The organism is Bacillus cabrialesii (genome assembly GCF_004124315.2).
Taxonomy (GTDB): Bacteria; Bacillota; Bacilli; order Bacillales; family Bacillaceae; genus Bacillus; species Bacillus cabrialesii.
In genome coordinates, this window is the sequence record NZ_CP096889.1 from 859,556 (window position 1) to 885,414 (window position 25,859).

The 25,859-nt window shown below is 46.0% G+C and carries 23 protein-coding genes and 1 pseudogene; 12 read left to right on the forward strand and 12 right to left on the reverse strand.

The window, feature by feature from the left end; genetic code table 11:
- Positions 1-58: 58 nt before the first annotated feature.
- Complete coding sequence (locus tag EFK13_RS04365) at positions 59-724, forward strand: MOSC domain-containing protein (RefSeq protein ID WP_129506398.1); 666 nt, start codon at positions 59-61, stop codon at positions 722-724.
- A 41-nt stretch (positions 725-765) separates the two neighbouring features.
- On the opposite strand, the gene EFK13_RS04370 is transcribed toward EFK13_RS04365, so the two are convergent.
- From EFK13_RS04370 to map, 4 genes are all read right to left on the reverse strand, one after another.
- Complete coding sequence (locus EFK13_RS04370) at positions 766-903, reverse strand: YflJ family protein (protein ID WP_003239885.1); 138 nt, start codon at positions 901-903, stop codon at positions 766-768.
- Positions 904-1,075: 172 nt separating this feature from the next.
- Positions 1,076-1,231, reverse strand: coding sequence for a hypothetical protein (locus tag EFK13_RS04375; RefSeq protein ID WP_129506506.1), 156 nt, complete (start codon positions 1,229-1,231; stop codon positions 1,076-1,078).
- Between the two features lie 109 nt (positions 1,232-1,340).
- On the reverse strand, positions 1,341-1,655 hold the full coding sequence (locus EFK13_RS04380; RefSeq protein ID WP_064813857.1) for a DUF3243 domain-containing protein: 315 nt from the start codon (positions 1,653-1,655) through the stop codon (positions 1,341-1,343).
- Positions 1,656-1,736: 81 nt separating this feature from the next.
- Positions 1,737-2,486 (reverse strand): type I methionyl aminopeptidase, encoded by a 750-nt coding sequence (map, locus tag EFK13_RS04385; protein ID WP_064813858.1) that lies wholly within the window; start codon positions 2,484-2,486, stop codon positions 1,737-1,739.
- Between the two features lie 170 nt (positions 2,487-2,656).
- Here map and nagE point away from each other — a divergent pair, with 170 nt between their 5' ends.
- Positions 2,657-4,015 (forward strand): N-acetylglucosamine-specific PTS transporter subunit IIBC, encoded by a 1,359-nt coding sequence (gene nagE, locus EFK13_RS04390; RefSeq protein WP_129506397.1) that lies wholly within the window; start codon positions 2,657-2,659, stop codon positions 4,013-4,015.
- 33 nt (positions 4,016-4,048) lie between these two features.
- On the opposite strand, the gene ltaS is transcribed toward nagE, so the two are convergent.
- On the reverse strand, positions 4,049-5,998 hold the full coding sequence (gene ltaS / locus EFK13_RS04395) for a lipoteichoic acid synthase (RefSeq protein WP_129506396.1): 1,950 nt from the start codon (positions 5,996-5,998) through the stop codon (positions 4,049-4,051).
- Between the two features lie 257 nt (positions 5,999-6,255).
- Here ltaS and EFK13_RS04400 point away from each other — a divergent pair.
- Positions 6,256-6,647, forward strand: a pseudogene (locus EFK13_RS04400) (DnaJ family domain-containing protein).
- A 128-nt stretch (positions 6,648-6,775) separates the two neighbouring features.
- The gene (locus EFK13_RS04405) at positions 6,776-8,191 is read left to right on the forward strand and encodes an alanine/glycine:cation symporter family protein (RefSeq protein WP_129506395.1); all 1,416 of its coding nucleotides are present in this window, start codon (positions 6,776-6,778) and stop codon (positions 8,189-8,191) included.
- Here EFK13_RS04405 and EFK13_RS04410 read toward each other — a convergent pair.
- The 4 genes from EFK13_RS04410 to EFK13_RS04425 are packed head-to-tail and all read right to left on the reverse strand — an operon-like array spanning position 8,188 to position 12,179.
- Positions 8,188-9,264, reverse strand: coding sequence for an endospore germination permease (locus EFK13_RS04410; protein ID WP_129506394.1), 1,077 nt, complete (start codon positions 9,262-9,264; stop codon positions 8,188-8,190). The two genes, EFK13_RS04405 and EFK13_RS04410, sit on opposite strands and share 4 nt — an antisense overlap.
- Before the next feature lie 23 nt (positions 9,265-9,287).
- Complete coding sequence (locus tag EFK13_RS04415) at positions 9,288-9,488, reverse strand: hypothetical protein (RefSeq protein WP_129506393.1); 201 nt, start codon at positions 9,486-9,488, stop codon at positions 9,288-9,290.
- A gap of 14 nt (positions 9,489-9,502) precedes the next feature.
- The gene (locus tag EFK13_RS04420) at positions 9,503-10,657 is read right to left on the reverse strand and encodes a Ger(x)C family spore germination protein (RefSeq protein ID WP_129506392.1); all 1,155 of its coding nucleotides are present in this window, start codon (positions 10,655-10,657) and stop codon (positions 9,503-9,505) included.
- Complete coding sequence (locus EFK13_RS04425; RefSeq protein WP_129506391.1) at positions 10,638-12,179, reverse strand: spore germination protein; 1,542 nt, start codon at positions 12,177-12,179, stop codon at positions 10,638-10,640. The genes EFK13_RS04420 and EFK13_RS04425 overlap by 20 nt, the downstream gene beginning before the upstream one ends.
- Positions 12,180-12,370: 191 nt before the next feature.
- On the opposite strand from EFK13_RS04425, the gene treP reads away from it, so the two are divergent.
- From treP to EFK13_RS04445, 4 genes are all read left to right on the forward strand, one after another.
- Positions 12,371-13,783: a PTS system trehalose-specific EIIBC component gene (gene treP / locus EFK13_RS04430; protein ID WP_129506390.1), complete on the forward strand. Its 1,413-nt coding sequence runs from the start codon at positions 12,371-12,373 to the stop codon at positions 13,781-13,783.
- A 72-nt stretch (positions 13,784-13,855) separates the two neighbouring features.
- Entirely contained in the window at positions 13,856-15,544 is a 1,689-nt protein-coding gene (gene treC, locus EFK13_RS04435; RefSeq protein WP_129506389.1) for an alpha,alpha-phosphotrehalase, read from the forward strand.
- Positions 15,545-15,564: 20 nt separating this feature from the next.
- Positions 15,565-16,281 (forward strand): trehalose operon repressor, encoded by a 717-nt coding sequence (gene treR, locus EFK13_RS04440; RefSeq protein ID WP_129506388.1) that lies wholly within the window; start codon positions 15,565-15,567, stop codon positions 16,279-16,281.
- A gap of 139 nt (positions 16,282-16,420) precedes the next feature.
- Complete coding sequence (locus EFK13_RS04445) at positions 16,421-17,086, forward strand: NAD(P)H-dependent oxidoreductase (RefSeq protein WP_075749630.1); 666 nt, start codon at positions 16,421-16,423, stop codon at positions 17,084-17,086.
- Between the two features lie 36 nt (positions 17,087-17,122).
- Here the strand turns inward: EFK13_RS04445 and EFK13_RS04450 are convergent, their stop codons facing one another.
- Complete coding sequence (locus EFK13_RS04450) at positions 17,123-21,514, reverse strand: multifunctional 2',3'-cyclic-nucleotide 2'-phosphodiesterase/3'-nucleotidase/5'-nucleotidase (RefSeq protein WP_129506387.1); 4,392 nt, start codon at positions 21,512-21,514, stop codon at positions 17,123-17,125.
- A 243-nt stretch (positions 21,515-21,757) separates the two neighbouring features.
- Here EFK13_RS04450 and yfkM point away from each other — a divergent pair, with 243 nt between their 5' ends.
- Positions 21,758-22,276: a general stress protein 18 gene (yfkM, locus tag EFK13_RS04455; RefSeq protein WP_129506386.1), complete on the forward strand. Its 519-nt coding sequence runs from the start codon at positions 21,758-21,760 to the stop codon at positions 22,274-22,276.
- Between the two features lie 37 nt (positions 22,277-22,313).
- Here yfkM and EFK13_RS04460 read toward each other — a convergent pair whose 3' ends face one another.
- Positions 22,314-23,504, reverse strand: a complete 1,191-nt coding sequence (locus tag EFK13_RS04460; protein WP_129506385.1) for an MFS transporter — start codon at positions 23,502-23,504, stop codon at positions 22,314-22,316.
- A 103-nt stretch (positions 23,505-23,607) separates the two neighbouring features.
- Positions 23,608-23,823 carry a DUF1128 domain-containing protein gene (locus EFK13_RS04465; protein ID WP_003223104.1) on the reverse strand — a complete coding sequence of 72 codons (216 nt, stop codon included), beginning with the start codon at positions 23,821-23,823 and terminating at the stop codon, positions 23,608-23,610.
- 203 nt (positions 23,824-24,026) lie between these two features.
- Between EFK13_RS04465 and yfkJ the strand changes: the two genes are divergently transcribed.
- Genes yfkJ through EFK13_RS04480 form a run of 3 tightly spaced genes read left to right on the forward strand, consistent with a single transcriptional unit; the run spans position 24,027 to position 25,686 of the window.
- Complete coding sequence (gene yfkJ / locus EFK13_RS04470) at positions 24,027-24,497, forward strand: protein-tyrosine-phosphatase (protein ID WP_129506384.1); 471 nt, start codon at positions 24,027-24,029, stop codon at positions 24,495-24,497.
- A 17-nt stretch (positions 24,498-24,514) separates the two neighbouring features.
- Positions 24,515-24,835 carry a hypothetical protein gene (locus tag EFK13_RS04475; protein WP_003223108.1) on the forward strand — a complete coding sequence of 107 codons (321 nt, stop codon included), beginning with the start codon at positions 24,515-24,517 and terminating at the stop codon, positions 24,833-24,835.
- A gap of 23 nt (positions 24,836-24,858) precedes the next feature.
- Entirely contained in the window at positions 24,859-25,686 is an 828-nt protein-coding gene (locus EFK13_RS04480; RefSeq protein ID WP_129506383.1) for a YihY family inner membrane protein, read from the forward strand.
- The last annotated feature ends 173 nt before the right edge of the window (positions 25,687-25,859 follow it).

Consider the following 25,859-nt stretch of genomic DNA (forward strand, 5'->3'; position numbering starts at 1 on the left):
CACCTTTTCTTTTTATGATAATCAATCATTTTACAACCTGTAAAGGGGATGTGTTTGTATGAAACCAGCGCATTATTCAGTTCTTTCTCTTAATCTGGGAAAGCCGCAGACGCTTGAATATGACGGAAAGAAAATCGAAACCGGCATCATGAAGCGGCCGGCTGATTCCGCAGTTATGCTGTATCGGGAGAATTTTGAAGGGGACGGACAGGCGGACCTCGTCAATCACGGCGGACCGGATAAGGCTGTCTGTGTCTACCCGGCAGCGCATTATCCGTTTTGGGAAGAGTTCCTCTCAAGACCGCTGCCCAGCGCCGCATTTGGTGAAAATTTGACGGTCGCGGGCCTGACCGAGGAGAACGTTTGCATCGGGGATGTGTTCCAGCTTGATGAAGCTGTTGTTCAGGTCAGCCAGCCGCGCCAGCCGTGTGTAAAGCTGGCGAAAAAGTTTGGCGTAAAGGAAATGGTGCTGAAGGTTCAGCAAACCGGCTATACCGGCTTTTATTTTCGCGTTTTGGAAGAGGGCAGGGTGGCTCCCGGCGCTGCACTTGAATTGCTGTCCAAAGGCGAGAAAGACATATCAGTCCAATTTGCAAACCGAATCAACTACCATGATGCAAAAAATCTCGCTGCCATTGAACGGATTTTAAGTGAAAACGCACTGTCGGAAAGCTGGAGATCGTCCTTTATGAAAAAAAGGGACAGGCTACTGCCGGTTGAATAGAAAAAAAGCCGCGCATATCAACGTGCGCGGCTTTTACTTGTTTAAGATTGTTTTTTCTTTGTTTCCAGCAGGTTGGCAAGAAAATAGGTTTTATAGCTTTGAAGCTTTCTTCCTTCATGGTGCGTGATCCCCTGCTTTTTTAATTCTGCCACATACCAGCCTTTACTGCCGTAATGCATATCAGAAAACTCCTTTCCCTATCTCTCCCAATGGAGAGGATTTTACCAAACGATTGGCATTGTAACATCCATAAAAAGATGCTGAAAAGAGGTACGGGAAAAACTGAGCCTTTCGCACTAACTGTACGAATGTTCTTCTGAATGTATATGCGGAGCAAAAGCTGAATATGATTTAATGGCCGGTTAGTTTCATCATGACAACGCCAAATGTCATAATGCTGAACACAATGCCGATATATGTGAGCATTCCGTTTTTTTTCTTCACGCCGTAAACGGTTATCATCATGCCTTCAATAAAGAAAATAATGCCGAAAATAATAAACCACATGCAAATAAAGGCTCCTTTCACAGACATAATAGTAGTGTAGCATATCTGGAAGAGCCGGGCTGTGACAATATCAAGAAAGCCGGGCAGCATATGCGCCCGGCTCGTGTGTTTATTGTTTATCAACCAATTTGACCAGCAGCTGTGCCAAATGTTTTTTCTCATCTTCGTCCGCAACGCTCCAAAGCTCTTGCAGCAGCATTTCTTCACTGTTTTGCGGCTCTTCATGTTTCGCGAGGTAGTCTCCCAGGATCGCGGCGCTTTTCACAAGCTTGCCGTCATCCAATCCCAGCTTTTTGCCTCGGTTCACTTGTTTGCTCAGGTAGTCTTTAAATTCCTCAAAGTCTTTTAAAATCTCTTCTTTTGTTGTGCCGTGCATGGCATCCATTTCGTTTTCAATTTGGATTTTTTCTTGATCTCTGTTCATTGCAATACCTCCTCCTGCTGAATAGTGATGTTTTACCTGTAATTGGAGGAGGTCAAACCTTCCGGCAGCCCGGAATGTGTTTTACAGTTTTGTCAGGATAATCGGCTCGTCTTTTGTGATGACGATCGTGTGTTCAACTTGGGCAACCATGCTTTTATCCGGCGTCTTGAACGTCCAGCCGTCTCCAGCTTCAACAATCGTTTCCGCTTTCGTGGAAATAAACGGCTCAAGCGCGATGACTGTGCCGTTTTTGAAGAGCGCGTTATCAAACGGATCATAATAGTTCATGATGTGGTTTGGCGCCTCATGCAGGCTTCTGCCGATTCCGTGTCCGGTCAGGGTTTTGATGACGGTAAAGCCTTGAGAACGTGCCTCATGATAAACGGCTCTTCCGATTTGGTTTTGGCGCTTGCCTGCTTTTGCCTGCTGCAGCCCTTTTTGAAAAGCGTCTTCCGCGCATTGGCAAAGCTTATGAAGGCGTTCTTCTCCGTCACCGAGCACAAATGAGATGCCTGTGTCGGAATAAAAGCCGCCAAATTCAGCGGAGATGTCAATGTTGACAAGATCCCCTGCTTTTAAGATTTTAGAAGTGCTTGGAATGCCGTGAGCCACTTCATCATTTACACTGATGCATGTCACGCCCGGAAAGTCGTATTCTTTTTCTGGAGCTGAAACGGCGCCGTGCTCATCAAGCACCGCTTTTCCGATCAGGTCAAGGTCTTTTGTGCTCATGCCGGGCTCTGCTTTCCGTTTCATTTCTTCACGCGCCAGCGCGACGATTCTTCCGATTTTTTTCAGGCCTTCTAATTCTTGATCGTTTGTTACAATCATCTGTCATTCCCGCTTTCTTTTTAAATAATCTAGCTTAAGCTTACCACAACTGCCTTAAAAATAGGAAACACACGGACCTGGGAAAAAAGAAATACCCCGGGAAAATTGGTATAGATCACTAGATATCCCATATGGTATATTTGAAAAAAAAGGGTATGAGGGGGATGGGTATGCTTTCATTTTTACAAAAGCTTGGCAAGTCATTTATGCTCCCGATTGCGGTTCTGCCTGCGGTTGGAATTATCCTTGCGCTTGGCAGGGAGGATGTTTTTAATATTCCGTTTGTCTATCAAGCAGGGACGGCGGTTTTTGATCATCTGCCGCTTATTTTCGCGATTGGTATTGCCATCGGCATTTCAAAGGACAGCAATGGAGCCGCGGGTTTATCAGGGGCAATATCGTATCTGATGCTTGATGCGGCGACAAAGACAATTGATAAAACAAACAACATGGCGGTATTTGGGGGAATCGTTGCCGGATTAATTGCCGGTTACACTTATAACCGTTTCAAGGATACAAAGCTGCCTGAATATCTTGGATTCTTCAGCGGCAGACGGCTTGTGCCGATTATAACAGCCATTATTACGATTATTTTAGCCGGCATATTCGGAGCCGTCTGGCCGCCGATTCAATCGGGCATTAACGCGTTTGGGGAATGGATGCTTGGGCTCGGCGGCATCGGGGCTGGCATATTCGGCTTGTTCAACAGGCTGTTAATTCCGCTTGGCCTTCACCACGTGCTGAACAATATTTTCTGGTTCCAGTTCGGAGAATATAACGGAGTGACAGGAGATCTGGCGCGCTTCTTCGCGAAAGATCCGACTGCGGGCACATATATGACAGGATTCTTCCCAATCATGATGTTCGGTCTTCCGGCGGCGTGTTTGGCTATGGTTGTAACTGCAAAGCCGTCAAAACGGAAAGCGACGGCGGGAATGATGATCGGGTTTGCCCTGACTGCGTTTATCACAGGGATTACGGAGCCGATTGAGTTTGCATTTATGTTTTTATCTCCGCTTTTATACGCTGTTCACGCGGTCTTAACCGGGCTGTCTTTATTTATCGTCAACTGGCTCGGCATCCGTTCAGGTTTTTCTTTCTCAGCCGGAGCCATTGATTATGTGCTCAGCTACGGAATCGCGGAAAAACCGCTGCTTCTGCTTTTTGTAGGTATATGCTATGCGGCAGTATACTTTATTGTGTTTTATGTACTGATTAAGGCATTGAATTTAAAAACGCCGGGACGGGAAGATGATGACATTGATGAAGTGCTGGATGAAAACACCGTTCAGGATGTCAATGAAAACATCATGCTGAAAGGGCTCGGAGGAAAAGAAAACCTTCAAACCATTGATCATTGCGCCACAAGGCTGAGGCTGACTGTGAAGGATACCGCTTTAGTAAATGAAGCGCTGCTCAAGAAAGCAGGCGCAAAAGGAGTCGTCAAATCAGGCGGGCAATCGGTTCAAGTGATCATTGGGCCGAATGTTGAATTTGCGGCGGAGGAATTGAGGGCTGCGGTGAAATAAAAAAAGCAGAGAGGCTAGCCTCTCTGCTTTTTCTTATTTATCTTCATCATCTGTTGACGTTTCGGAAGAATCCTCGCTATGTTTTGTGTAATCATAATCGGAAGGATTCACCTTCGTAAAGCCTTTTGGCTCATAGAAACGCAGCAGGTCTCCGTTTATGATTTTATCGGACATTTCAAGTTCCTTCTTGACGAGTGAGTCTTCTGACTTGTCGACTTCAGATTCATCAAGCTCTTTTCCGGTTTTCGTATCGTAATACTTGCCGGATACTTTCGTGTACTTCGGTGAAATAAAGTCTCCGTTACGGAACGGAATCACTTCACGGTGTTCTTTAGATAAAATATCAGAACCGGACATCAGATAGTCTTTCGTATCCACTCCGAGCAAATGCAGAATGGTCGGAGCCACATCGACGTCTCCGGCATATTTATGAACTTTTTCGCCCTTCACGCCGGCAGCGTGGATAAAGAGCGGCACCCGTTGAAGCTGGGTGTTGTCATAATCAGTGATTTCATCCTTGCCAAGCACTTTGGCCATCGCTTTATTGTGGTTTTCAGAGATACCGTAGTGGTCTCCGTACATCACGATAATCGATTTATCATATAACCCGTCTTTTTTCAGGTCATTGAAGAATTGTTCAATGGACTGATCAAGGTAATGGGCTGACTGGAAGTAGTTGTTGACGACAGAATCGCCAAAGTCTCCAGCCGGGAAGTCTGTATCGCCCTCATCCATTCCGAACGGGAAGTGGTTGGACAGGGTAATGAACTTCGTATAGAACGGCTGCGGCAGGCTTTCTAACAGCGGCATTGATTCTTTGAAGAACGGTTTGTCTTTCATGCCATAGTTTTTCGTGTTTTCTTCGTTCATGTCATAGTAGGCAGAATCGAAGAACTTATCGATGCCTTCCGCTTTGTACATTTCGTTACGGTTCCAGAACGTCTGCGTGTTTCCGTGGAACGCGGCAGATGTGTAATTCTTAGATTTCAGAATCGCCGGAACGGATTGAAGCGTGTTTTGCGCTTTGTTTACGAAAACTGAACCTTGAGCCAGCGGGTACAGAGAGTTTTCCATCATAAATTCCGCATCGGATGTTTTACCTTGTCCCGTTTGGTGGAAAAAGTTATCAAAGTAGAACGTTTCGTTATCATGCGCCAGTTTATTTAAGAACGGTGTGACTTCTTTGCCGTCAATTTTATAGTCGATGATAAATGACTGCAAAGATTCAAGTGAAACGTAAATCACGTTTTTTCCTTCCGCTTTGCCGAAATACACGTTATTCGGCACGTCATAATTGGCTTTCATGTAGTTTTCAACGTCCGTTACGTCGCTGGAATCGGCAAGCGCGCGCTGGCTGTTGGATTTGATATTCTGCACAGCGTCATAAATCGTGAAATTGTACGTTCCCAAGTATTTCACAAGATAGTTTCGGTCGAATGATCTTGTCAGCAATTCAGGGCGGTCTGATTCCGCAACTGCCAAGTTGATTAAGAACACAAGAATCGAAGACGCAAGAACGATTCGGAACGATTTTTTGCTGGACGTTTCGGCAGGCTTGTTCACTTTGATCGCCAAGATGATTAGAATAATCGTATCGATAAAGTAAAAGGCGTCAGTCGGTCTCATCAGCGAAAATGCGCTGTCACCGAGTTGGCCGCCGTTTGTTTTAGCCTGCATCATGACCGGAATTGTAATAAAATCATTGAAAAATCTGTAGTACACAATGTTTGCGTACAGTAAAAAAGACATTAAAAAATGAATCACTATAATGGCTGTCTGCTGTAGTTTTTTCTTGAACAAGAGTCCAAAGCCAAGAAAGAACAAGCTTGAGCTGAGAGGATTCACAAAAAGCAATATTTTTTGTATCGTGTTGTCTATTCCTAAGTTGAAGTTCAGGACATAACCGACATACGTTTTGACCCATAACAGGACGACCGCGATTAAGAAGAAGGCCAGTCCTCTTTCTTTTATAAATGTTTTCATTGTTACACTCCTTTTTTCCGATCACAGTTCGAGCGAAACGATAGAAAAAACGAACGTATCCAATATAACACGAATCAGCGGATTAGAAAAGTGAAAATAGCACGATGGAGAAAGTGACGAAAAACCCTGTCGAATCAACGTTTCGCCTTCATATTGCCAAATGTAAAATAAGGATTCTTTCTAGAAATTAAGGAATAAAATGGTACTTAGGCGGTTGTATGATAAAATAAAAGGAATAGATGAAAAGAGGTGGAATGATGGATTTTTCCCATATTGTGTCTGAAGACAAAATTAAGCGCGCCATCAAAGACGGAGAATTTGAAAACCTTCCGGGAATGGGAAAGCCGCTGCCAAAAGATGACGCGGCACACTTGCCGGAATCGCTCCGCATGGGTTACCGTATGTTGAAAAATGCGGGAATGGCAGAGGATGAGGGCGCGCTCAAAAAAGAGCTCATGACCATCGACCATTTAATCCAAAAGTGCTATGACGAGAAAGAACGCGAGCATTTAATCAGAAAAAAAGTGAAAAGCAGATGATGCTTGATAAGCTTGTCGACAAAAAAGGCATGTTTTCAAAGCCGGCGTCTGCTTTTTATAAGAATAAAGTATATGACCGGCTTGGACGAAACAGACCTTCTTCCAGCTGATTTTTCTTGTCTGAAGGGTGGCGTTTGATAAAAGCCATCCTCTTTTTATTCCATTGGTCTCTTTGTTTAAAAGGTTTATATTTATCCGTCTGTGGGGAAATGACTCATAAACGAAAAAGGGTGATGGGATGGAACAACTATTGGAATGGGTAACGCGTATTTCTGATTGGCTATGGGGCCCGCCGCTAATCATCTTGCTGACTGGAACTGGATTGTACTTCACCATTTTGCTGAAATGTTTTCAATTTCGCTATCCTTTATACATTTTGAAACAGACAATCGGCAGCGTAGGAAAAAAGCCAAGAGGAGAGGGCACAGTCACACCGCTGCAGGCATTGACATCAGCTCTGAGCTCAACAATCGGAGCGGCCAACATTGTCGGTGTGCCTGCCGCAATAATGTTTGGCGGACCCGGAGCGGTTTTTTGGATGTGGCTAATTGCCTTATTTGCGATGGCGATTAAGTTTTCTGAAAGTGTGCTTGCTGTTCATTACAGAGAAAAAAATGAGCGGGGAGAATTTGTCGGGGGACCGATGTATTACATAACAAAAGGGCTGCGCATGAAATGGCTCGGCGTATTTTTCTCCGTTGCGCTAATCGTGGAGCTTGTCCCGAGCATTATGGTTCAGGGGAATTCGGTTTCAGTCTCGCTTGCCGAAACGTTTTCTTTCAATAAAATATACGCGGGGATCGCCATTGCGTTTTTGATCGGGTTAGTGGTCATAGGAGGGGTCAAGCGGATCGGAAAAGTAACGGAGTTTGTCGTGCCGCTTATGGCAGGGGCATACGCAGGAGCGGGCCTCCTGATTGTTCTCATGAATCTGTCATCAGTCCCGGCGTTTTTCTCTCTTATCTTTTCGAATGCGTTTACCTCTTCTTCAGCAGTTGGGGGGTTCGCAGGTGCTGCGCTTGCTGAGACTGTTCGCTGGGGATTTGCCCGCGGGCTGTATTCTAATGAAGCCGGAATGGGAACGGCCCCGATTGCACATGCGGCGGCTATGACTGATCACCCTGTGAGGCAGGGGTTCTGGTCTGTGATCGGCATTGTCATTGACACCTTGATCATCTGCACGACTACAGCTTTTGTCGTCCTTGCATCCGGTGTCTGGACAGGGAAGAACGCCTTAAATGACCCGGCAGCATTGACGACGGCTGCATTTCAGCACTATTTCGGTTCTGGCGGAGGCTACTTCGTTTCGATTTCCCTCGTTTTCTTTGTTGTTTCGACCATTATGGTTGTCATTTTTTACGGCGTTAAGCAAGCTGAATTTCTGTTCGGGCGGCTGGCAGGACATGTGCTCAAATTCGTTTATTTAGCGGCTATTATCATAGGTGCCGCAGGCGGAGCAAAAGCCATCTGGGGCTTTCTGGACTTAGCATTAGCTTTTATTCTCGTTCCAAATGTGATTGCGCTGTTGTTATTGAGCAAAAAGGTTAAAGCCCTATATACCGAATTTTTCACATCTGAACAGTATTATCTTAAAGATAGAAGAAAAACGAAACAAAACCCGGTTTATCAGACAAAAGAAGCCAAAAATTCTTAGTGCTTTGCTTTGGCGCCGAACATCGCTTTCGTTTTCATGATCAAATAGATGAATAAAGGCAGCAAAAGGGAAATCACTACATTAATGATCGGCTTTACTCTGTTAAAGTCGATCAGCTGATTTGTATTGAGGAAGAACCAAAAGCTGCATACGAGCGTAAACATGCCGGTTGGTGTATACATGGCTTTCAGGTCGATTTTTGAATGCAGGAAGGAAAACCCGTATACCACAATATAAAGCGAACCGGCTATCTTCACCATAATGACCGGAATCCATAAGGCCGCGATGACCAGGTCCGAACGATCCAGAAAATCCGTAATGCGGATCTGCCTGATCACCATATAGGCCGGATCAAAGAAAGTAGATGTCAGGTTTGGGCCAAAGACAGAAATTGAAGAAAATAACATGACGGCCAGCAAAAAAGCTCCCAGCAGGATCGCGATAATGGAATGTTTCAGCGGGAGACTCCTGCTTGAGAAGAGGAGCGGAAGGATGATCAATTCCCCCATTGTCCCAAACGCATAAAAGCCTGATTGAAGGTATTGGATCGGTCCTTGAAAGACCGGTGTCAAGTTTTGCAGCTCAATTTGTGTGGCCAGCGTAAATGGAAGAAACAAGACCAGAGTGCCGAATGGAAATAAAAAAATCTGCGCCATTCTGGCTAACGTTTCTTTCCCTTCTCTGGCAATACATATCGCAACAAAGATAATAACCCCGCCAAGCACGGTCATCGGTGTTCTCGGGAGAAATAAAATGTTAATCAAATTGATAAAAAAACGGATATCATGAGCGTTGATTAACAGGAAATACAAAGAAAACAGAAAAATGATAAATCGGCCGGCGATTGGCGAGGAATCGCTCAGGAGCTCATAAACATTTTTATCCTGATGCTTTTTCATCAGCCTGTGCATGAGCCAGAGCACCGGAATCACAATCATAACGCCGAGGATGTAGCTGTGCCAGGCGTTTTGTTTTGCCGATTCGATCATGAGGATTGGAGCATGCTTCAATCCGACCGCTAACGTATAAAGCGCTCCGAAAAATAATCCTTGATATGAAGAGGTCTTATTCATAAAGCACGTCCTTTCTTTCATGTTCAAAACCGAATATATTTAAACAGGTGTCCCAGCCGAGGCAGCAGGGGATTCACTCTCATATAAATCCACAGAAAAGCACTTCCTGCAATCAGCAGGCTGAAGGCCCATTTTGTTGCAGTGTTGGCGGAACGAAAATTCCTCCATTCATATGCGTAAATCGCAATGCACACAATCACTGTCTGCAGAATATAACTGATCATCCGACGCACCTCCATTAATGGCTGATCGTTTTATACAAGACGCCGCCTTGCTCAATCGTCACAATGGGAAGGACATGAATCTCCATATCCTTGTAGACATCATCCCATTTCTTGCTCCGCATATTCTTCGTAATGGCCATGCTTCTTATCATTCGGTCTTGAAAGCCGGCCGGGTCCGCTTTTCGCTTTTGCAGCCGGTGAACGGTGCTGATCACGTCTTCCTTTATAGCCCTGTTTAAAGCTTTTTGTATGATGTAAAATTGGTCATTTTCTCTTGTCTCATAGGTGGATTGGTTTTCCATAATAATTCCTTTGGCTCTGATCTCGATTGTCACCGACAGCTTTCCGTTTTTTTCAGCCGCATGAAAGGATGCGTTGGACTTTTGAAGCTGAATGGACGCTTTCCCCATTTGATTCGGCAGGTCTAATATGAACTCCGGCTGACGGGCTTGATTCAGCAAAATCAGAGCCGCTGTCATGTGTTCATCTTTGAAAATATCCACTAATTTGTCACTTTTAAAGATGGCAAGTCCGTCAATTTTTAGATTTGATTTCCCTTTCCCGCCGGGCTTTGTTTTAGATGCGGTGATGACTGGCGCATACGCATCGCTGCCTTTTTCTAATAGGTCGGACATGAATCTGCTTAAAAAAACGGGGCGGTTCGTCGCCATAATGGCCAGCTCCCGAATCATCTCCGCAGGAAACTGTTCAAGCTGCACATCGGTGTTTAAAATGTCCCGCGCTTCTCCCCGGCTGACTAAAATGAGCGCCGTTAATCTGTTTTGCGGATTTCGCGTTAAAATATCAAAGACTGGGGCGACGCCTTCTCTCGCCATCTCTTCTCCAATAACGACCGTACGCCTGTGGGATGTATTGATCGTCCGGGACAAGGAGGTTTGCAGCTTGTTGTTCGCTTCCTTGATCGTGGTGCCGGAAGCTGAATCAACGTACCATGTTTTTGAACCGGCAGTTCCTCCTCCTCCCCCTGTTTGTCCGCCTAATTGGCCAACCAAGGGAATCTGCAGGGCCACCCGATACTGATCTTTTTTCTTATCAATGGCTGAGCTGACAACAAATGCGATATCGTTGATTTCTGTCCGGTCCCAGCACCCCGCCAGAAGCATACAAAAAAGAAGCGGCGCAACACACTTATATATTGTTTTCTTCATCTTGAGGGTCCTCTCTTTTTGCTCCCTTCTGTCCGTTGCCGCGCGAATATGTGCCCGGTCTTCTGATCATCGTCCACCAAGGCGCCCGGACTAAAATATCTTTTACTTCATCACGTTTAAACGGAGATATCCCTGATAAATAAGGAATGCCGAAAGATTGCAGCTTGCATAAATGAAGCACTAAAATAATGGTGCCGAGCATAATGCCGAATATCCCGAAAATGCTTGCCAGAATCATAAGCGGAAAACGAAGCATCCTGATAGAGATGGCTAAATTAAAGCGCGGAATGGTAAATGACGCGATCCCAGTTAACGATACGATGATCACCATAGGGGCAGACACGATTCCCGCTTCAACGGCGGCCGTCCCGATGACAAGGGCGCCGAGAATGCTGACGGTCTGGCCGATGGTTTTCGGCAGGCGCACTCCCGCTTCACGGAGAGCCTCAAAGGAAATTTCCATAATCAATGCTTCCACGATGGCAGGGAAAGGAATCGGTTCACGGGCAGATGCTACGCTGAACATTAAGTTTGTCGGCATTAAGTCCTGATGGTATGTAATAACGGCGACATAAATAGCCGGCAAATAAAGAGCAACGAATAAAAACATATAGCGAAGCCAGCGGATCAAGTTAGACATCAAATAGCGCTCATAGTAATCTTCACTGGCCTGCATCAGCTGCCAAAACGTAATCGGCCCTGTTAAGACAAAAGGCGTATTATCTGTGAAAATGGCGAATCGGCCTTCGAGAAGCTGGGCGGCGACAGTATCCGGCCTTTCCGTATATTGCAGCTGGGGGAAGGGCGAGTAGGTGTCGTCTTCGATAAACTCCTCAATATATCCGCTTTCTAACACCGAATCAATCTTGATGTTTTTGATTCTTTTTTTCACTTTGTCAATCACTTTTGGGTCGGCAAGACCGTCAATATAGGACAAGACAATATCGGTTTTGGTTTTCGTGCCGATTTTAAAAGAGATCATTTTAAGCTGAAGCGTTTTGACGCGAAAGCGCACAAGAGCGGTATTGACCCTGAGGCTTTCAGTAAAGCCCTCTCTCGATCCTCTGATGGTCGATTCTGTGATCGGTTCTTCAATGCTTCTTCTTTGGCCGCCTTTTATTTTTAAGATCAGGCATTTTGAATGCCCCTCGGCAAATAAAACCGCGTTTCCCTCAATGATAGATTCAGCCACTTTGCTTACACTTGTTTCTGATGCAACGCTTGAAATCGATAGTGTATTTTGCAGCGCTTCCTCATGTTCATCTATCTGATCTGTCAGGTGCTTCAAGAAAGGACGGAGGGCGTGATCCTGAATATGTTCAGATTTTACAATTCCTTCGATATAAACAATAAATCCGCACAGCCTGTTTCCGAAGTCAAATTGTCTAAATACGATGTCTGAGCAGCCTTCTGTTAATAAAGTCAGATTTTCGAGGTTTTCCTTCAAATCGGAAGAGATCGGTCTGTCCTGATTGTCTTCAAGCTCTTTGATGAGCTGAAGCGCTTTGTCGCGTTTATTCATGAGGCTCACCCTGCTTTTTCAATGTCTTATACTGAAGTGCTTGTGACTTTTAGGGTAACCTTGTCTGTTTTAGATATTCCTGGTCTAGGATGAAAGCGCTATAAAAAATTGTTGACTACATGTATATACAGGAATACAATATAATCATAAGTTGTATATACAAGTTATCAAACGGATACGGAGGGGTTGGCATGGGGGAACTGAACAAATCGGCACGGCAGATTGTCGAAGCAGTCGGCGGTGCCGAAAATATTGCAGCGGCAACTCATTGTGTGACACGTTTGCGTTTTGCATTGATAGATGAAAGCAAAGTTGACCAAGAAGTGCTTGATCAAATTGACGTTGTAAAGGGGTCGTTTTCAACAAACGGGCAATTTCAGGTTGTGATCGGCCAGGGAACGGTCAACAAAGTATATGCAGAATTGGTCAAGGAAACGGGGATAGGCGAGTCAACAAAGGACGAAGTGAAGAGGGCGTCAGAAAAAAATATGAATCCTTTGCAGCGTACTGTGAAAACGCTTGCAGATATTTTTATTCCGATATTGCCTGCGATTGTCACGGCGGGTCTCTTGATGGGGATCAATAACATTTTAACGGCGCAAGGCATTTTCTTCAGCGCGAAATCGATTGTGCAGGTCTATCCGCAGTGGGCGGATCTCGCAAATATGATTAACCTGATTGCAGGCACGGCCTTTACATTTCTGCCTGCGTTAATTGGCTGGTCTGCCGTCAAACGGTTCGGCGGGAATCCGCTCCTTGGGATTGTGCTCGGCGTGATGCTCGTGCATCCTGACTTGCTGAATGCGTGGGGATATGGAGCTGCGGAACAAAGCGGAAAAATTCCGGTATGGAATTTGTTCGGCCTTGAGGTGCAGAAAGTCGGCTATCAGGGACAGGTGCTACCGATTTTGCTGGCTTCCTATATGCTGGCGAAGATTGAAATGTTTTTAACAAAGCGAACACCTGAAGGCATACAGCTGCTCGTTGTCGCTCCGATTACGCTTCTCGTCACAGGCTTTGCCTCTTTTATTATTATCGGCCCGGTTACATTCGCGATCGGAAACGTACTGACTTCGGGACTTATCTCGGTGTTCGGCTCTTTTGCCGCACTGGGCGGTTTGTTATATGGGGGCCTCTACTCGGCACTGGTGATTACAGGCATGCATCACACGTTTCTTGCAGTCGACCTGCAGCTCATCGGCTCAAAGCTCGGCGGCACGTTTTTATGGCCGATGCTGGCGCTTTCTAATATCGCACAAGGTTCAGCTGCGCTGGCCATGATGTTTATCGTGAAGGATGAGAAACAAAAAGGCCTTTCCCTTACATCAGGGATTTCTGCTTATCTCGGCATTACAGAGCCTGCTATCTTCGGCGTGAATCTTCGATATAAGTTCCCATTTATCATTGCGATGATCAGCTCAGGGCTTGCCGGGATGTATATTTCTTCTCAAGGTGTGCTGGCAAGCTCCGTCGGTGTCGGCGGCGTGCCGGGGATTTTCTCAATCATGAGCCAGTACTGGGGCGCGTTTGCGATCGGGATGGCGATTGTATTGATTGTGCCGTTTGCCGGAACATACGCGTATGCCAGATTGAAACGAAAATAACCAATGGGGAGCGGGGCGTGTTTTTACGTTCCCTTTTCCCGTTTTTATTTTACAAAACGGTGGTGGAGACAGATGAAAACAGAACAAACGCCATGGTGGAAAAAAGCTGTGGTCTATCAAATTTATCCGAAAAGCTTTAACGATACGACGGGAAACGGTGTCGGCGATCTGAACGGCATTATTGAAAAGCTGGATTACTTAAAAACACTTCAGGTGGATGTGCTTTGGCTGACGCCGATTTATGATTCTCCACAGCATGATAATGGGTATGATATCCGTGACTATTACTCGATCTATCCTGAATACGGAACGATGGAGGACTTTGAGCGCCTGCTGTCCGAAGCGCATAAAAGAGACTTGAAAGTCGTCATGGATCTTGTCGTCAATCATACATCAACAGAGCACAAATGGTTTCAAGAGGCGATTTCGTCAAAAGACAGCCCGTACCGTGATTTTTATATATGGAAAAATCCGCAGGGAAACGGTTCTGTTCCGACAAACTGGAAGTCGAAATTCGGCGGCTCCGCATGGGAGCTTGACGAAGCATCGGGCCAATACTATTTGCATCTGTTTGATGTGACGCAGGCTGATTTGAATTGGGAAAATGAAAAGGTCAGAAAGCAGGTCTATGACATGATGCATTTTTGGTTTGAAAAGGGAATAGACGGCTTCAGGCTTGATGTCATCAACTTGATTTCTAAAGACCAGCGCTTTCCGGATGCGGAAGACGGAGACGACGGCCGTTCCTATTACACTGACGGGCCGCGGGTGCACGAATATCTGCATGAAATGAACGAAAAGGTGTTTTCACATTATGACAGTATGACGGTCGGTGAGATGTCTTCAACGAAGGTAGACCATTGCATCCGGTATACAAATCCCGCAAATAAAGAACTCGATATGACGTTCAGTTTCCATCATCTCAAGGTTGATTATCCAAACGGTGAAAAATGGGCTTTGGCGCCGTTTGACTTTTTGAAGCTAAAGGAGATCTTATCAGAGTGGCAGACGGGGATGCACGCCGGAGGGGGATGGAACGCTCTGTTTTGGTGCAATCACGATCAGCCACGCGTTGTATCGAGATATGGAAATGATGGCGCGTACAGGGTGAAATCGGCGAAAATGCTCGCCACCACCATTCATATGATGCAGGGCACGCCTTATATTTATCAGGGCGAGGAGCTGGGAATGACCAATCCGAAGTTTGAGGACATCAGCTCCTATCGGGATGTCGAATCGCTGAACATGTACCGCGCCTTCAAGAAAAAAGGGATGGCTGACCAAGAGATCACTGCGATTTTACAGGCGAAATCCCGTGACAATTCCAGAACGCCTGTCCAGTGGAATGATACGGAGAATGGCGGTTTTACAACGGGCACGCCATGGATACCGGTTGCCGCTAACTATCGAAAAATCAATGCCGAAGCCGCGCTGAAGGATCAGAACTCGGTGTTTTACCATTATCAAAAACTGATTCAGATTCGAAAAACGTATGACATTGTGACAGAGGGAGCGTATGAGTTAATCGCAAAGGATGACCCGAACGTTTTTGCGTATCTCAGACATGGCGGCAATGAAAAGCTGTTCGTCATCAATAATTTTTACGGGAAAGAGGCAGCCTTTACACTGCCGGATTCTTTAGCGGCTGACGAGTGGAGGGCAGAGGTGCTGTTGACGAACGATGGGGTGAGGGAAGGACTGCAAAACATGACGCTCCGCCCGTATGAGTCCATTGTTTATCGTTTAACGAAACCGTGTTAAACTAAGCTGGGTGGTCCATAATGAAGGTGAATAAATTCATCGCAATCTATAAAGACATCGCACAGGAAATTGAAGGCGGCCGATGGAAAGCGGAGGAGATTCTTCCGTCTGAACATGAGTTGACCGCACAGTACGATACATCTAGAGAAACGGTCAGGAAGGCGCTTCACATGCTTGCGCAAAACGGCTATATCCAGAAAATCAGAGGGAAAGGCTCCATCGTTCTCAACCGTGAAAAAATGCAGTTTCCCGTCTCAGGCCTTGTCAGCTTCAAAGAGCTCGCGCAAACGCTGGGCAAAGAAACGAAAACAACTGTACACAAATTCGGGCTGGGGCCTCCGTCAGAGCTGATCCAAAAACAGCTCCGGGCCAATCCGGATGACGACATCTGGGAAGTCATCAGGTCTAGAAAGATTGACGGGGAACATGTGATTTTGGACAAGGATTACTTTTTCAGAAAGCATGTCCCTCACCTGACGAAAGAAATTTGTGAGAACTCCATATATGAATATATAGAAGGAGAGCTCGGTCTTTCGATCAGCTACGCGCAAAAAGAAATTGTCGCCGAGCCGTGTACGGATGAGGACAGGAAGCTGCTCGATTTACGCGGTTATGACCATATGGTCGTGGTGAGAAACTACGTCTTTTTGGAGGATACGAGTCTGTTTCAATATACGGAAAGCAGACACCGTCTCGACAAATTCAGGTTTGTTGATTTTGCCCGGCGGGGGAAATGAGAGAGGCGCCTGCCTGCGGCAGCGCGCTTTTTTTGTTTGGTATCAAAATTGATACTATCCAACAAAAATGTGCGTACTTTTACTTTTTATCATAATGGCTACAATAGAGATAGAGTAATCAAAAGGAGAGGTGTTCAACATGGCAGATGTAAAGAAACAAATTCTGGACGCATACAATTTCAGACATGCGACAAAGGAATTTGACCCGAATAAAAAAGTATCAGACAGCGATTTTGAATTTATTTTAGAAACAGGAAGACTTTCACCGAGTTCACTCGGCCTTGAGCCTTGGAAATTCGTTGTTGTCCAAAATCCGGAATTTCGCGAGAAGCTTCGCGAATACACATGGGGCGCGCAAAAGCAGCTTCCGACAGCAAGCCATTTCGTCCTGATTCTTGCGCGTACAGCGAAGGATATCAAGTACAATGCGGACTACATCAAACGTCATTTAAAAGAAGTAAAACAAATGCCGCAGGACGTGTATGAAGGCTATCTCAGCAAGACAGAAGAGTTCCAGAAACACGATCTGCATTTGCTTGAAAGCGACAGAACACTGTTTGACTGGGCTTCTAAACAAACGTATATTGCGCTTGGCAACATGATGACCGCCGCTGCGCAAATCGGCGTAGATTCCTGCCCTGTGGAAGGCTTCCAGTATGATCACATTCACCGTATTCTTGAAGAAGAAGGCCTCCTGGAAAACGGAAGCTTCGACATTTCTGTGATGGTGGCATTCGGCTACCGTGTGAGAGACCCTCGTCCGAAAACAAGATCTGCAGTTGAAGATGTTGTGAAATGGGTGTAAATATAGAAAGCTGCTCGTGTAACGAGCAGCTCTTTTTTATGCCTGATTCGCTTTATTTTGTTTTCTTCTCTGACGCAAGTACAATGCCGTTCCGAGTGCGCTGACCAGTATTCCGGCCAAGAGGATCGAGTACATGGATGTAGCTGTGTCCGGAAGCAAGCCGCCAGCCGGGCCGTCCGTACCTGATCCGCTTGATCCGTTTCCTCCAGAGCCGTTTGTCGGTTCGGTGCCGGGAGGTGTATCATCTCCTCCTCCGTTCCCGTCAGTCGGCTGTTTTCCGCCTGGTTTGTCAGAGCCTCCGCCATTATCGCCGTCATCACCGCCTGTCGGCTGATCGGATGGAAATGCCGGCGGTTTGTTGTTTGAACCGGAATTTAAGATCGTGTATTCGCTGAAGTGGTTTGTGTATCCTGTTACCATATCATCGTCAACTGACCCGTTTTCTGTCTTGGTGAAAGCTTTCTTTTTCCGATCGACATGATAAATGGCAGGGTTATGGGCTTCTTCAATATCAAACATGCGAAGCGAAAGCTGAACGGGCTCTTTGAATGATTTTATTTCCTTTCCTTTTTGCTTCACTGTAAAGTCATATACGTCTGCAAGTGAAACATCCAATTCTCCCGTTGACGTAATTCCGATTGCGGTGTCTGCGGCTTTAAGGTTCGCCATTGGCATCTTCATGCTGTACCAGTAGTTGAACACCGTCAATGAAGGATCTGACTCTCTTTCTTTCAAAAGTTTGACCTGATCTTTTTTCACTTTAAGATTGATAGGCTTCTCTTGAGATCCTTCATGTGTTCCATAATAGACAAACGGCGTGTTGGCATTTTTCGCATAAATCGCAAATTTGTCCTCATCAAGTGTCCAGCTGCCGTCTTTCTGCTTTGTCGGTAGGAATACTTCTTTGATGCGTCCTTCGATTTTAGGAGAGACCTTGTGTCCTAGTTTTTTCAGCTGTTCGGTGAAAATCTCATAATCCACGTAGCCAAGGTCTTCACCATGGGACGCTTCTGTAAAGACAGAATATCCGTCTCCACCGGCGCCGACAAAATTATTCGTTGCCACGCGGTAGGTATTATCCATATTCAGATCAACTTTGTCTCCGTTAAGCGATTCAATTTTCACCTCTAAAACGCGGTGTCCAGGTTCGTTGTTTAATGTAAAGGTATAGTCGATTCCGGCCACCTGAGGGAAGGCGCCGCCTCCATTTTCCACATTGCTTAATCCTTGTTCAAGGGCTTCTTTAATTTGTTTTCCGGTCAAATCGGCCACGTAAAGCGTATTTCCGAACGGCATCACGTTCAGCACCTCGCCGAGTGTGATATCGCCTTTGTCAATGCCGGCTCTGATGCCGCCGCCATTTGTGATCGCGATTCTGGCGCCGGCTGCTTCTTTCGCTTTTGCCAGCATGCCGTCCGCGATAAAGTTTCCGAGATTGGTTTCCTTCGTCCGCACATGCTCGCGCTGGCCGTCAAGCGCCACATCCGTGTAGCCGACTTTTTCATTTTTGACGTCCTCTAGTTCACTTTTGAACTGATCCAGCCCTTTTTTGGCTTCTGCGTTTTCTTCTGTATGTTCATCAATCGGCAGCACACTCAGATTTGATTTGTCTGTTTGCACAACGCCGTTTTCATCAAACGCGACATCAACACGTCCCAAGTATTGGCCGTATTCTTTTGCCTGCGCCACGATCGTCGGCTCTTCGTTGTTCACGACCTCCATTTTGTCTACGAGGGTGTGTGTGTGTCCGCCGATGATTAAGTCAATGCCTTTTACTTTTTTGGCTAGCTCAAGATCACGGTTATGCCCGATATGGGTTAAAGCGATAATTTTATTTACTTTTTCTTCTTCCTGAATCGTTTTGACCGTGTTTTGCGCGGTTTCAAACGCATCATGAAAGACAATGCTCTTGCCCGGGCTTGATGTGGTGGCTGTATCTTCCGTTGTCAGCCCGAATACGGCGACTTTCTCACCGTCAACATCTAACAGAATGTAAGGGTGGATGCCGGGCTCTTTCTTTTCGCCTGCCGTAAAGGTTTGCGGCTTTTTGACATAGGATGACAGCTTAGGCTCATTTGATACATCCACGTTTGCGCTGACGACCGGAAATTCAGGCGCTTCAAAGCGGTAGCGGTTTGCCGGATCGACGGTTGTGCTGTTTCCGCTTAGAAAATCAGAAAGCACTGTCGGGCCTTTATCAAATTCATGGTTTCCGAAAGTCATGGCGTCATAGCCCATCATGTTCATGAATTTCAAATCGGCTAAACCGTTCCACTTTGTGAAATACAGGTCGCCGGAAAACACATCTCCCGCATCAAGGAGAATGTTGTGGTCTGTTTCGTTTCGCACTTCGTTGATTTTCGTCATTCGTCTCGCTGCGTCATCGAGGTGGGCGTGCGTATCATTCGTGTGCATCACAGTCAGATCCCACAGTCCGTCTTGAGGAGGATCAGGATTTGAATCATCATCGAATTGCAGCTTGTACACACCATAGCCAGTATTTGCAGACTCGCTTACATAAGCGACATCGTCCGCTTTATCGGCAAAAGGCTTAGCCAAAAGTGAGGATTCAAACGTCAAATTTGTTCCGGAAACAGGCGCGATTGACCAGTTGTTGTCCGCTTTTGGATTGACTGTTTTTTGTTCGATAATGTAATCCATCAGCACCTGTCTATTTTCAACAGCGGAGCCGTGGACAATCTTATCGCTCGTCAGGTGAGGGAAACCGCCGCCTCCGGACGCGCGATAATTATTTGTGACGACGAGAAATTCCTGGGTCGCGTTGATGGGTTTACCTTCATAGGAAAGGTTGATAATCCGGGATGAATCCGCGTTGATGACTTTTCCGTTCTCATTGTATTTCGCCGGTTTTGTCACATCGACCTGATATGTGACGCCGTCAATCACGTCAAAATTATAGGAGCGGAAATTCTCATTCAGCAAGGCTTGATCACCGCTTTTTGACGGATCAATTTGATTGAATTGGCCTGCTGACATGTCCAGCCAGTCCTTGACCTCGCTGCCTGTCAACTTGACGATCTGAACGGTATTATCATAAAGATACAAGTCACCGACGTTTTTAATCGCAAGATCACCGGCCGGAATGTTTGTATAGTAATTGGCTCCGTTTCTGCCGCCTGCTTTAAACGGCGCTCCCGCAGACAAAATTGGAAGGTCCTTGTACTTGGTATCCTTCATTTCCTTTTCAGCGTACCATTTTTGCGCGTCGGTCACGATCTGAATGGAAGGGTCATCTTTGACCTGTGCAAAAAAGCTGTTAATATCTGCTTCTGTTTTGCCGACCGGTTTTCTGACATATTCGAGTGTGTTTTGGTGTGTTTGCCGGATGGTGTTTGCGACCGTTTCATTTCGGGATGTGACAGTGCCGGCAATGGATTCAATACTGCCTTTGGAATCTGCCACCTTCCATGAACCGTCAGTCTTTTCGAGTTTGAGGTCAATCACGCCTAAGTATTTGCCCCAGCTGCTCGGCATAACGACAGGAATGCCGTTAATCGTTCCTTTTTCAACATCGAATTGGGGAACACCCGCATACTCGGCGGAAGGGAACAGTCCGTGCTGATGGCCCGAGATGATCGCGTCAATGCCTTTCGTTTTAGTGGCAAGATCAAACACGGCGTTTTCGGCGCCGGATGATTGCGCCTGTTTTTCAATGCCGGTGTGGGCGAGAGCAATGATGACATCAGCGCCTTCCGCCTTCATTTTCGGAATCGTTTCATTGGCTGATTCTACGATATCCTGCACCTGGACCTGGCCCTCGAGATTCTTTTTGTCCCACGTCATGATTTGCGGCGGGACGAAGCCTATGTAGCCGACTTTTACTTTCTGTTCATTACCGTTTTCATCAGTGACGGTTTTTTCTTTCAAAACATACGGCGTATAACGGTTTGCACCGCTTGTTGTTTTGACGTTGGCATTGACAATCGGGAAATCGGCTCCTTTGATCGTGCCGTCCAGAAAGTCGAGCCCGTAGTTAAATTCATGATTGCCCAGTGTACCGGCGTCGTATTTCAGCGCATTCATGACGCTGATGATCGGATGGGTTTTCGCGCCGGAGATAATGTCGTCTTTTTCATATTTCACCGCGTATTCGCCCAGCGGATTCCCTTGAATCAAGTCGCCGTTATCGACGAGCAGGGTGTTTGGGTTTTGCTCGCGGTGCTTTTGGATCAGCTGTGCCGTTCTCGCCAGCCCGAAATCCGTCGTTTCTTTGTCGCTGTAGTAATCGTAATCCATCATGTTGGCATGAATATCAGTCGTGGCCAAAATACTCAGATGTACCTGAGGAGCCGCGCTTTCTTCTGCATGAATGGGTGGTGTTGGGAGGATTAGGCTAAGTATCATAATTGGGGGCAAAAGAATACGGAGAATGTTGCCGACGTGTGTTCGTCTTTTCTGTATTCTCACCAGTTCTCCACCTTTCAACGAAATTTGTGTTACAGCTCCTATTGTAAGAATATTTTGTAACTATTTGTAGGTGTTTCTTTATGATTATTGTAAAAGGGAGAAAAATGAGTATTATGTAGCAGCATCAAACGACAAATGCTGGGTATTTATGCTTATCGTTTGTCAGATTCGCGAAATGTTTATTTTAGTGTGGCTGGGGTAGAGTGTTTTATGTAGACATACTAAAGCGGGAGGTAATGATTCATGGGAAAAAAAATTGCAGTTGTTTTGACAGATTATTTTGAGGATAGTGAGTATACTGAGCCTGCGAAAGCCTTTAAAGAAGCGGGACATGAATTGACTGTCATTGAGAATGAAAAAGGAAAAACAGTAAAAGGCAAGCAGGGGAACGCGGAAGTGACAGTTGACGCGTCCATTGACGACGTGAACCCTTCAGACTTTGATGCGCTTTTGATTCCCGGAGGATTTTCACCAGACCAGCTTCGCGCTGATGACCGTTTCGTCCAATTTGCAAAAGCATTTATGACTGACAAAAAACCGGTATTTGCAATCTGCCACGGCCCGCAGCTCTTAATCAACGCGAAAGCGCTCGATGGCCGAAAAGCAACAGGCTATACATCCATTCGAGTTGATATGGAAAACGCGGGTGCCCACGTCGTAGACCAGGAAGTGGTCGTTTGCCAAAATCAATTGGTCACAAGCCGCACACCGGACGACATTCCGGCATTTAACCGCGAATCTTTGGCATTGCTTGAGAAATAAGAAAAACGGACGCTCCCGGGCGTCCGTTTTATGTTTCTTAGGCTTGAGCACCTGTCAGTTTATTGTATCTATAATACAAGAAGGCGGCTGCAGCTGTTCCGATGACTGCTATGCCGAAGTCGAACATAAAGATATGGGCGATGCCTCCCGCTTTTGCGATGAGCCCCGTAGCAATCGGCAGCAGAATCGACGCGATGCTTGAAGCGGTGGCTACAATTCCGGTAACGGTTCCTTTTCGCTTCCAGAAAAGCTCTGTCATTAATGTAATGGTAATTTGAAACACACCCGCGGTTGAAAAGCCTAAGAAAAAGGCGGTGATATCGAGCACAACTGGCACATGAACCGTCAGCATGACCGCGAGCGTACATAAAGTAATAATAGGATATAAGAGCGTAATCATGACTGGCTTTACCCATCTGTTCAGCAGAAGGGCTAATAATAAAACGGATGTCAGAGATCCTATGCTGTAATAGCTCAGCAATTGCACGGATGCTGATTCAGCTAGACCGGCAGCCTTTTGCGCGTAGCTCGGGAGCCAGATTTGAGAAACCGTAAATAAAGCTGTAGATGTAAAACCGATAACGATCAGTGCGATGCCTTCTTTCTGGAAAACGGGTTCAGACAAGAAAGCGGAGGTTTCCTGTTGGCCGCCGCTAATTGGCTTGTTCTGTTTCTTAGGAAACGGCAGTGTTGATAAGTAAACGATATTCAGCACATAGACTGCTGCCGGCAGATAAAAAGCAAATCCGTAAAACAGGCTGTGATCTGCTAATAATGTGATCAGAAGCGGCAAAAGTGCGGCTCCGACAGACATAAAGGCTTTAACCAAGACATTCGCCGAGCCGGAAGCAGACGGGAAGAGCTCGGTTAAGGCCGGATATGTTCCGGCGTCCATTGCTGAATTTGCGACTCCGGCTAATAAGGCGAACACAAACGCCAATTCATAGCTCGGTGATAAAGGAATACCGACTAAAAAGACGGCCATAATTCCCGCAGAAGCGACAACAAGCGGTTTTCGGCCGATTTTATCTGATAAAACCCCGGAAATGCCGTATGTCAGAAGCTTGCCGAACCCGATAGCGGCAATGACATAACTGATGCCGGTCGGATCGGTATTCCACTGTTTTGTTAAAGAGGACATATTGGATGCGAGAATGATGTTGACCATTCCCAGAAAGAAGTAGTTGATATACATTCCGGATGCTGTTTTGATAGGTGTCGTTTTCATGCTTGTCCTCCTACAAATCTTATTCGAACATGTTGCTGTTTGATGTTCATGGACGTTTGTGGCAATGATAAAAAAGACTCGCCGAGTTTTCGGCCAGTCTCCATTATTTACGAAGCGAAGCTAGTTCTTGTGCAATTGCCTGCATTTCACTCGGGCTGAATGATTGTTTTTTCATCACCATGCTGTGAAGGTACGTGAGGTCTTCGATCTTTTCATCACTGAAATCCTCCGCTTTGATCACGCCGACGTTCAGCATGTTCAGTTTTTGGGAAATCTCTTCAATCATTTGAGTTAATGTTTCTGTATTTGGGCTGGACAAGTGGTTCCATCCTTTCTTTGCGCGATATTGGGTATGTTTTATTCTAACAGAATTCGATCAGAAAAAAACCCTATTCTAAAAGCTGGCTGTTGATTGCAAAAAAGTGGTGACATCAGTTGAAAAGGAAATGAACATCCTACTAAGATATTCATGAAGGTTTCTTTTTAGAGAAATAGGGGCAAAGAATAGGGAGGTTGCACAACATGATAAGCGTGTTATTTGTTTGTTTAGGAAACATTTGCCGGTCTCCGATGGCAGAAGCGATTTTTCGGGACTTGGCAGCCAAAAAAGGATTAGAGGGGAAAATCAAAACGGATTCAGCCGGTATCGGCGGCTGGCACATCGGCAATCCTCCGCATCAAGGAACGCAGGAGATATTGCAAAGAGAAGGAATCAGCTTTGAGGGCATGCTGGCGCGTCAAGTCAGCGAACAAGATCTGGCCGATTTTGATTACATCATTGCGATGGACGCAGAAAATATCGGGAGCCTCAGAAGCATGGCCGGTTATAAGAACACCCCGCATATCAAGAGGCTCTTGGACTATGTTGAAGATTCAGATCTGGCTGACGTTCCCGATCCTTACTACACAGGGAACTTTGAAGAGGTCTGCCAATTAATCAAAACGGGCTGTGAGCATCTGCTTACATCCATTCAAAAAGAAAAACAATTGTGAGTGAAAGGGGAATTTGCATGAACAACGAACGGTTAATGCTGAAAGGGATATTTCTTGGAGCCGCGGCAGGCGCGGCGTTATCACTGCTCCATAAGCCGACAAGACAGGCATGCGGCATGAGATGGCTGACATGCAAGCATAAACTTTCACTGTACAAAAGCAATCCGGAACTGTTGAAAAACACCGTCATCACAAAAGTGGACGAGGCCAAGAAGCTGGCCCAAACGCTGTCAGATGAAGTCGGCTTTGTGAATCAGCAGGTGAAAGAGCTGAAGAAAACAACACCGCAAGTGATGGAGCTCGTACAAGAAACGAAAGAGCATTTTTCAAAAAAATGAACAAACACGTGAGGTGAGACGACATGAACTTTCTGAAAGAGCTTTTCAGCAGATACACCCTTCATGAGGGGCAAAGCAAATCAGCGGAGCTGGCGTATTTTTTTCTATTGTCGCTGTTTCCGTTTTTGATTTTTATGCTGACGCTCACCGCGTATCTTCCGATTTCCACCGATGATGTTCTGGGAGTCGTGGAACAATACGCTCCCGGCAGCGCGATGTCCCTCATTGAATCCATTACCCAACAAACCTTAAATAATCGAAATGGCGGATTGCTGTCATTCGGGATTATCGCGGCTTTATGGTCTGCGTCTAATGGAATGAACGCCATCGTTCGATCGTTAAACCACGCGTATGATGTGGAAGAAAACCGCTCTTTTATCATTGTTCGTCTAACCTCAATTTTTCTGACGATTGCCATGGTATTTACGATTTTAGTGGCCTTGCTTCTGCCGGTGTTCGGCCGGGAGATTGGAAGGCTTGCTTCTGACTTTGTCGGCGCGTCGGATCTGTTTTTATCCGTATGGGCCGCAATTCGCTGGGGTGTCAGCCCGCTTATCCTTCTGATTGTTTTTTCCGCCCTGTATGTGATTGCGCCGAACAAAAAGCTGTCTCTCCGGTTTGTCATGCCGGGTGCGGTCTTTGCGACCATCGGCTGGATCGTGGTCAGCACCCTGTTCTCATTTTACGTCAGCACGTTTGCGAACTATAGCGCCACATATGGAAGCATCGGGGGAATCATCGTCCTGATGATTTGGTTTTACTTGAGCGGGATTTTAATTATCCTGGGAGGAGAAATCAACGCTCTTTTACATAAACGTAAAAAGCTTCCTGATGAAAATCCCTATCATTAGCGCATCCTATAAACGAACTTCAGTTCAAAAAAGAAGTCGGGGGGCTATCGTGATGACCAAGCATACGAAAAAAGGCGGAAGCCACAATAAACAAAATTCGAAAAGCAAATCAGGCAATAAAACAAGCGGAAGCGCCAACGGACAAAACGGCTACCACTAGCATAAAAGCCTCC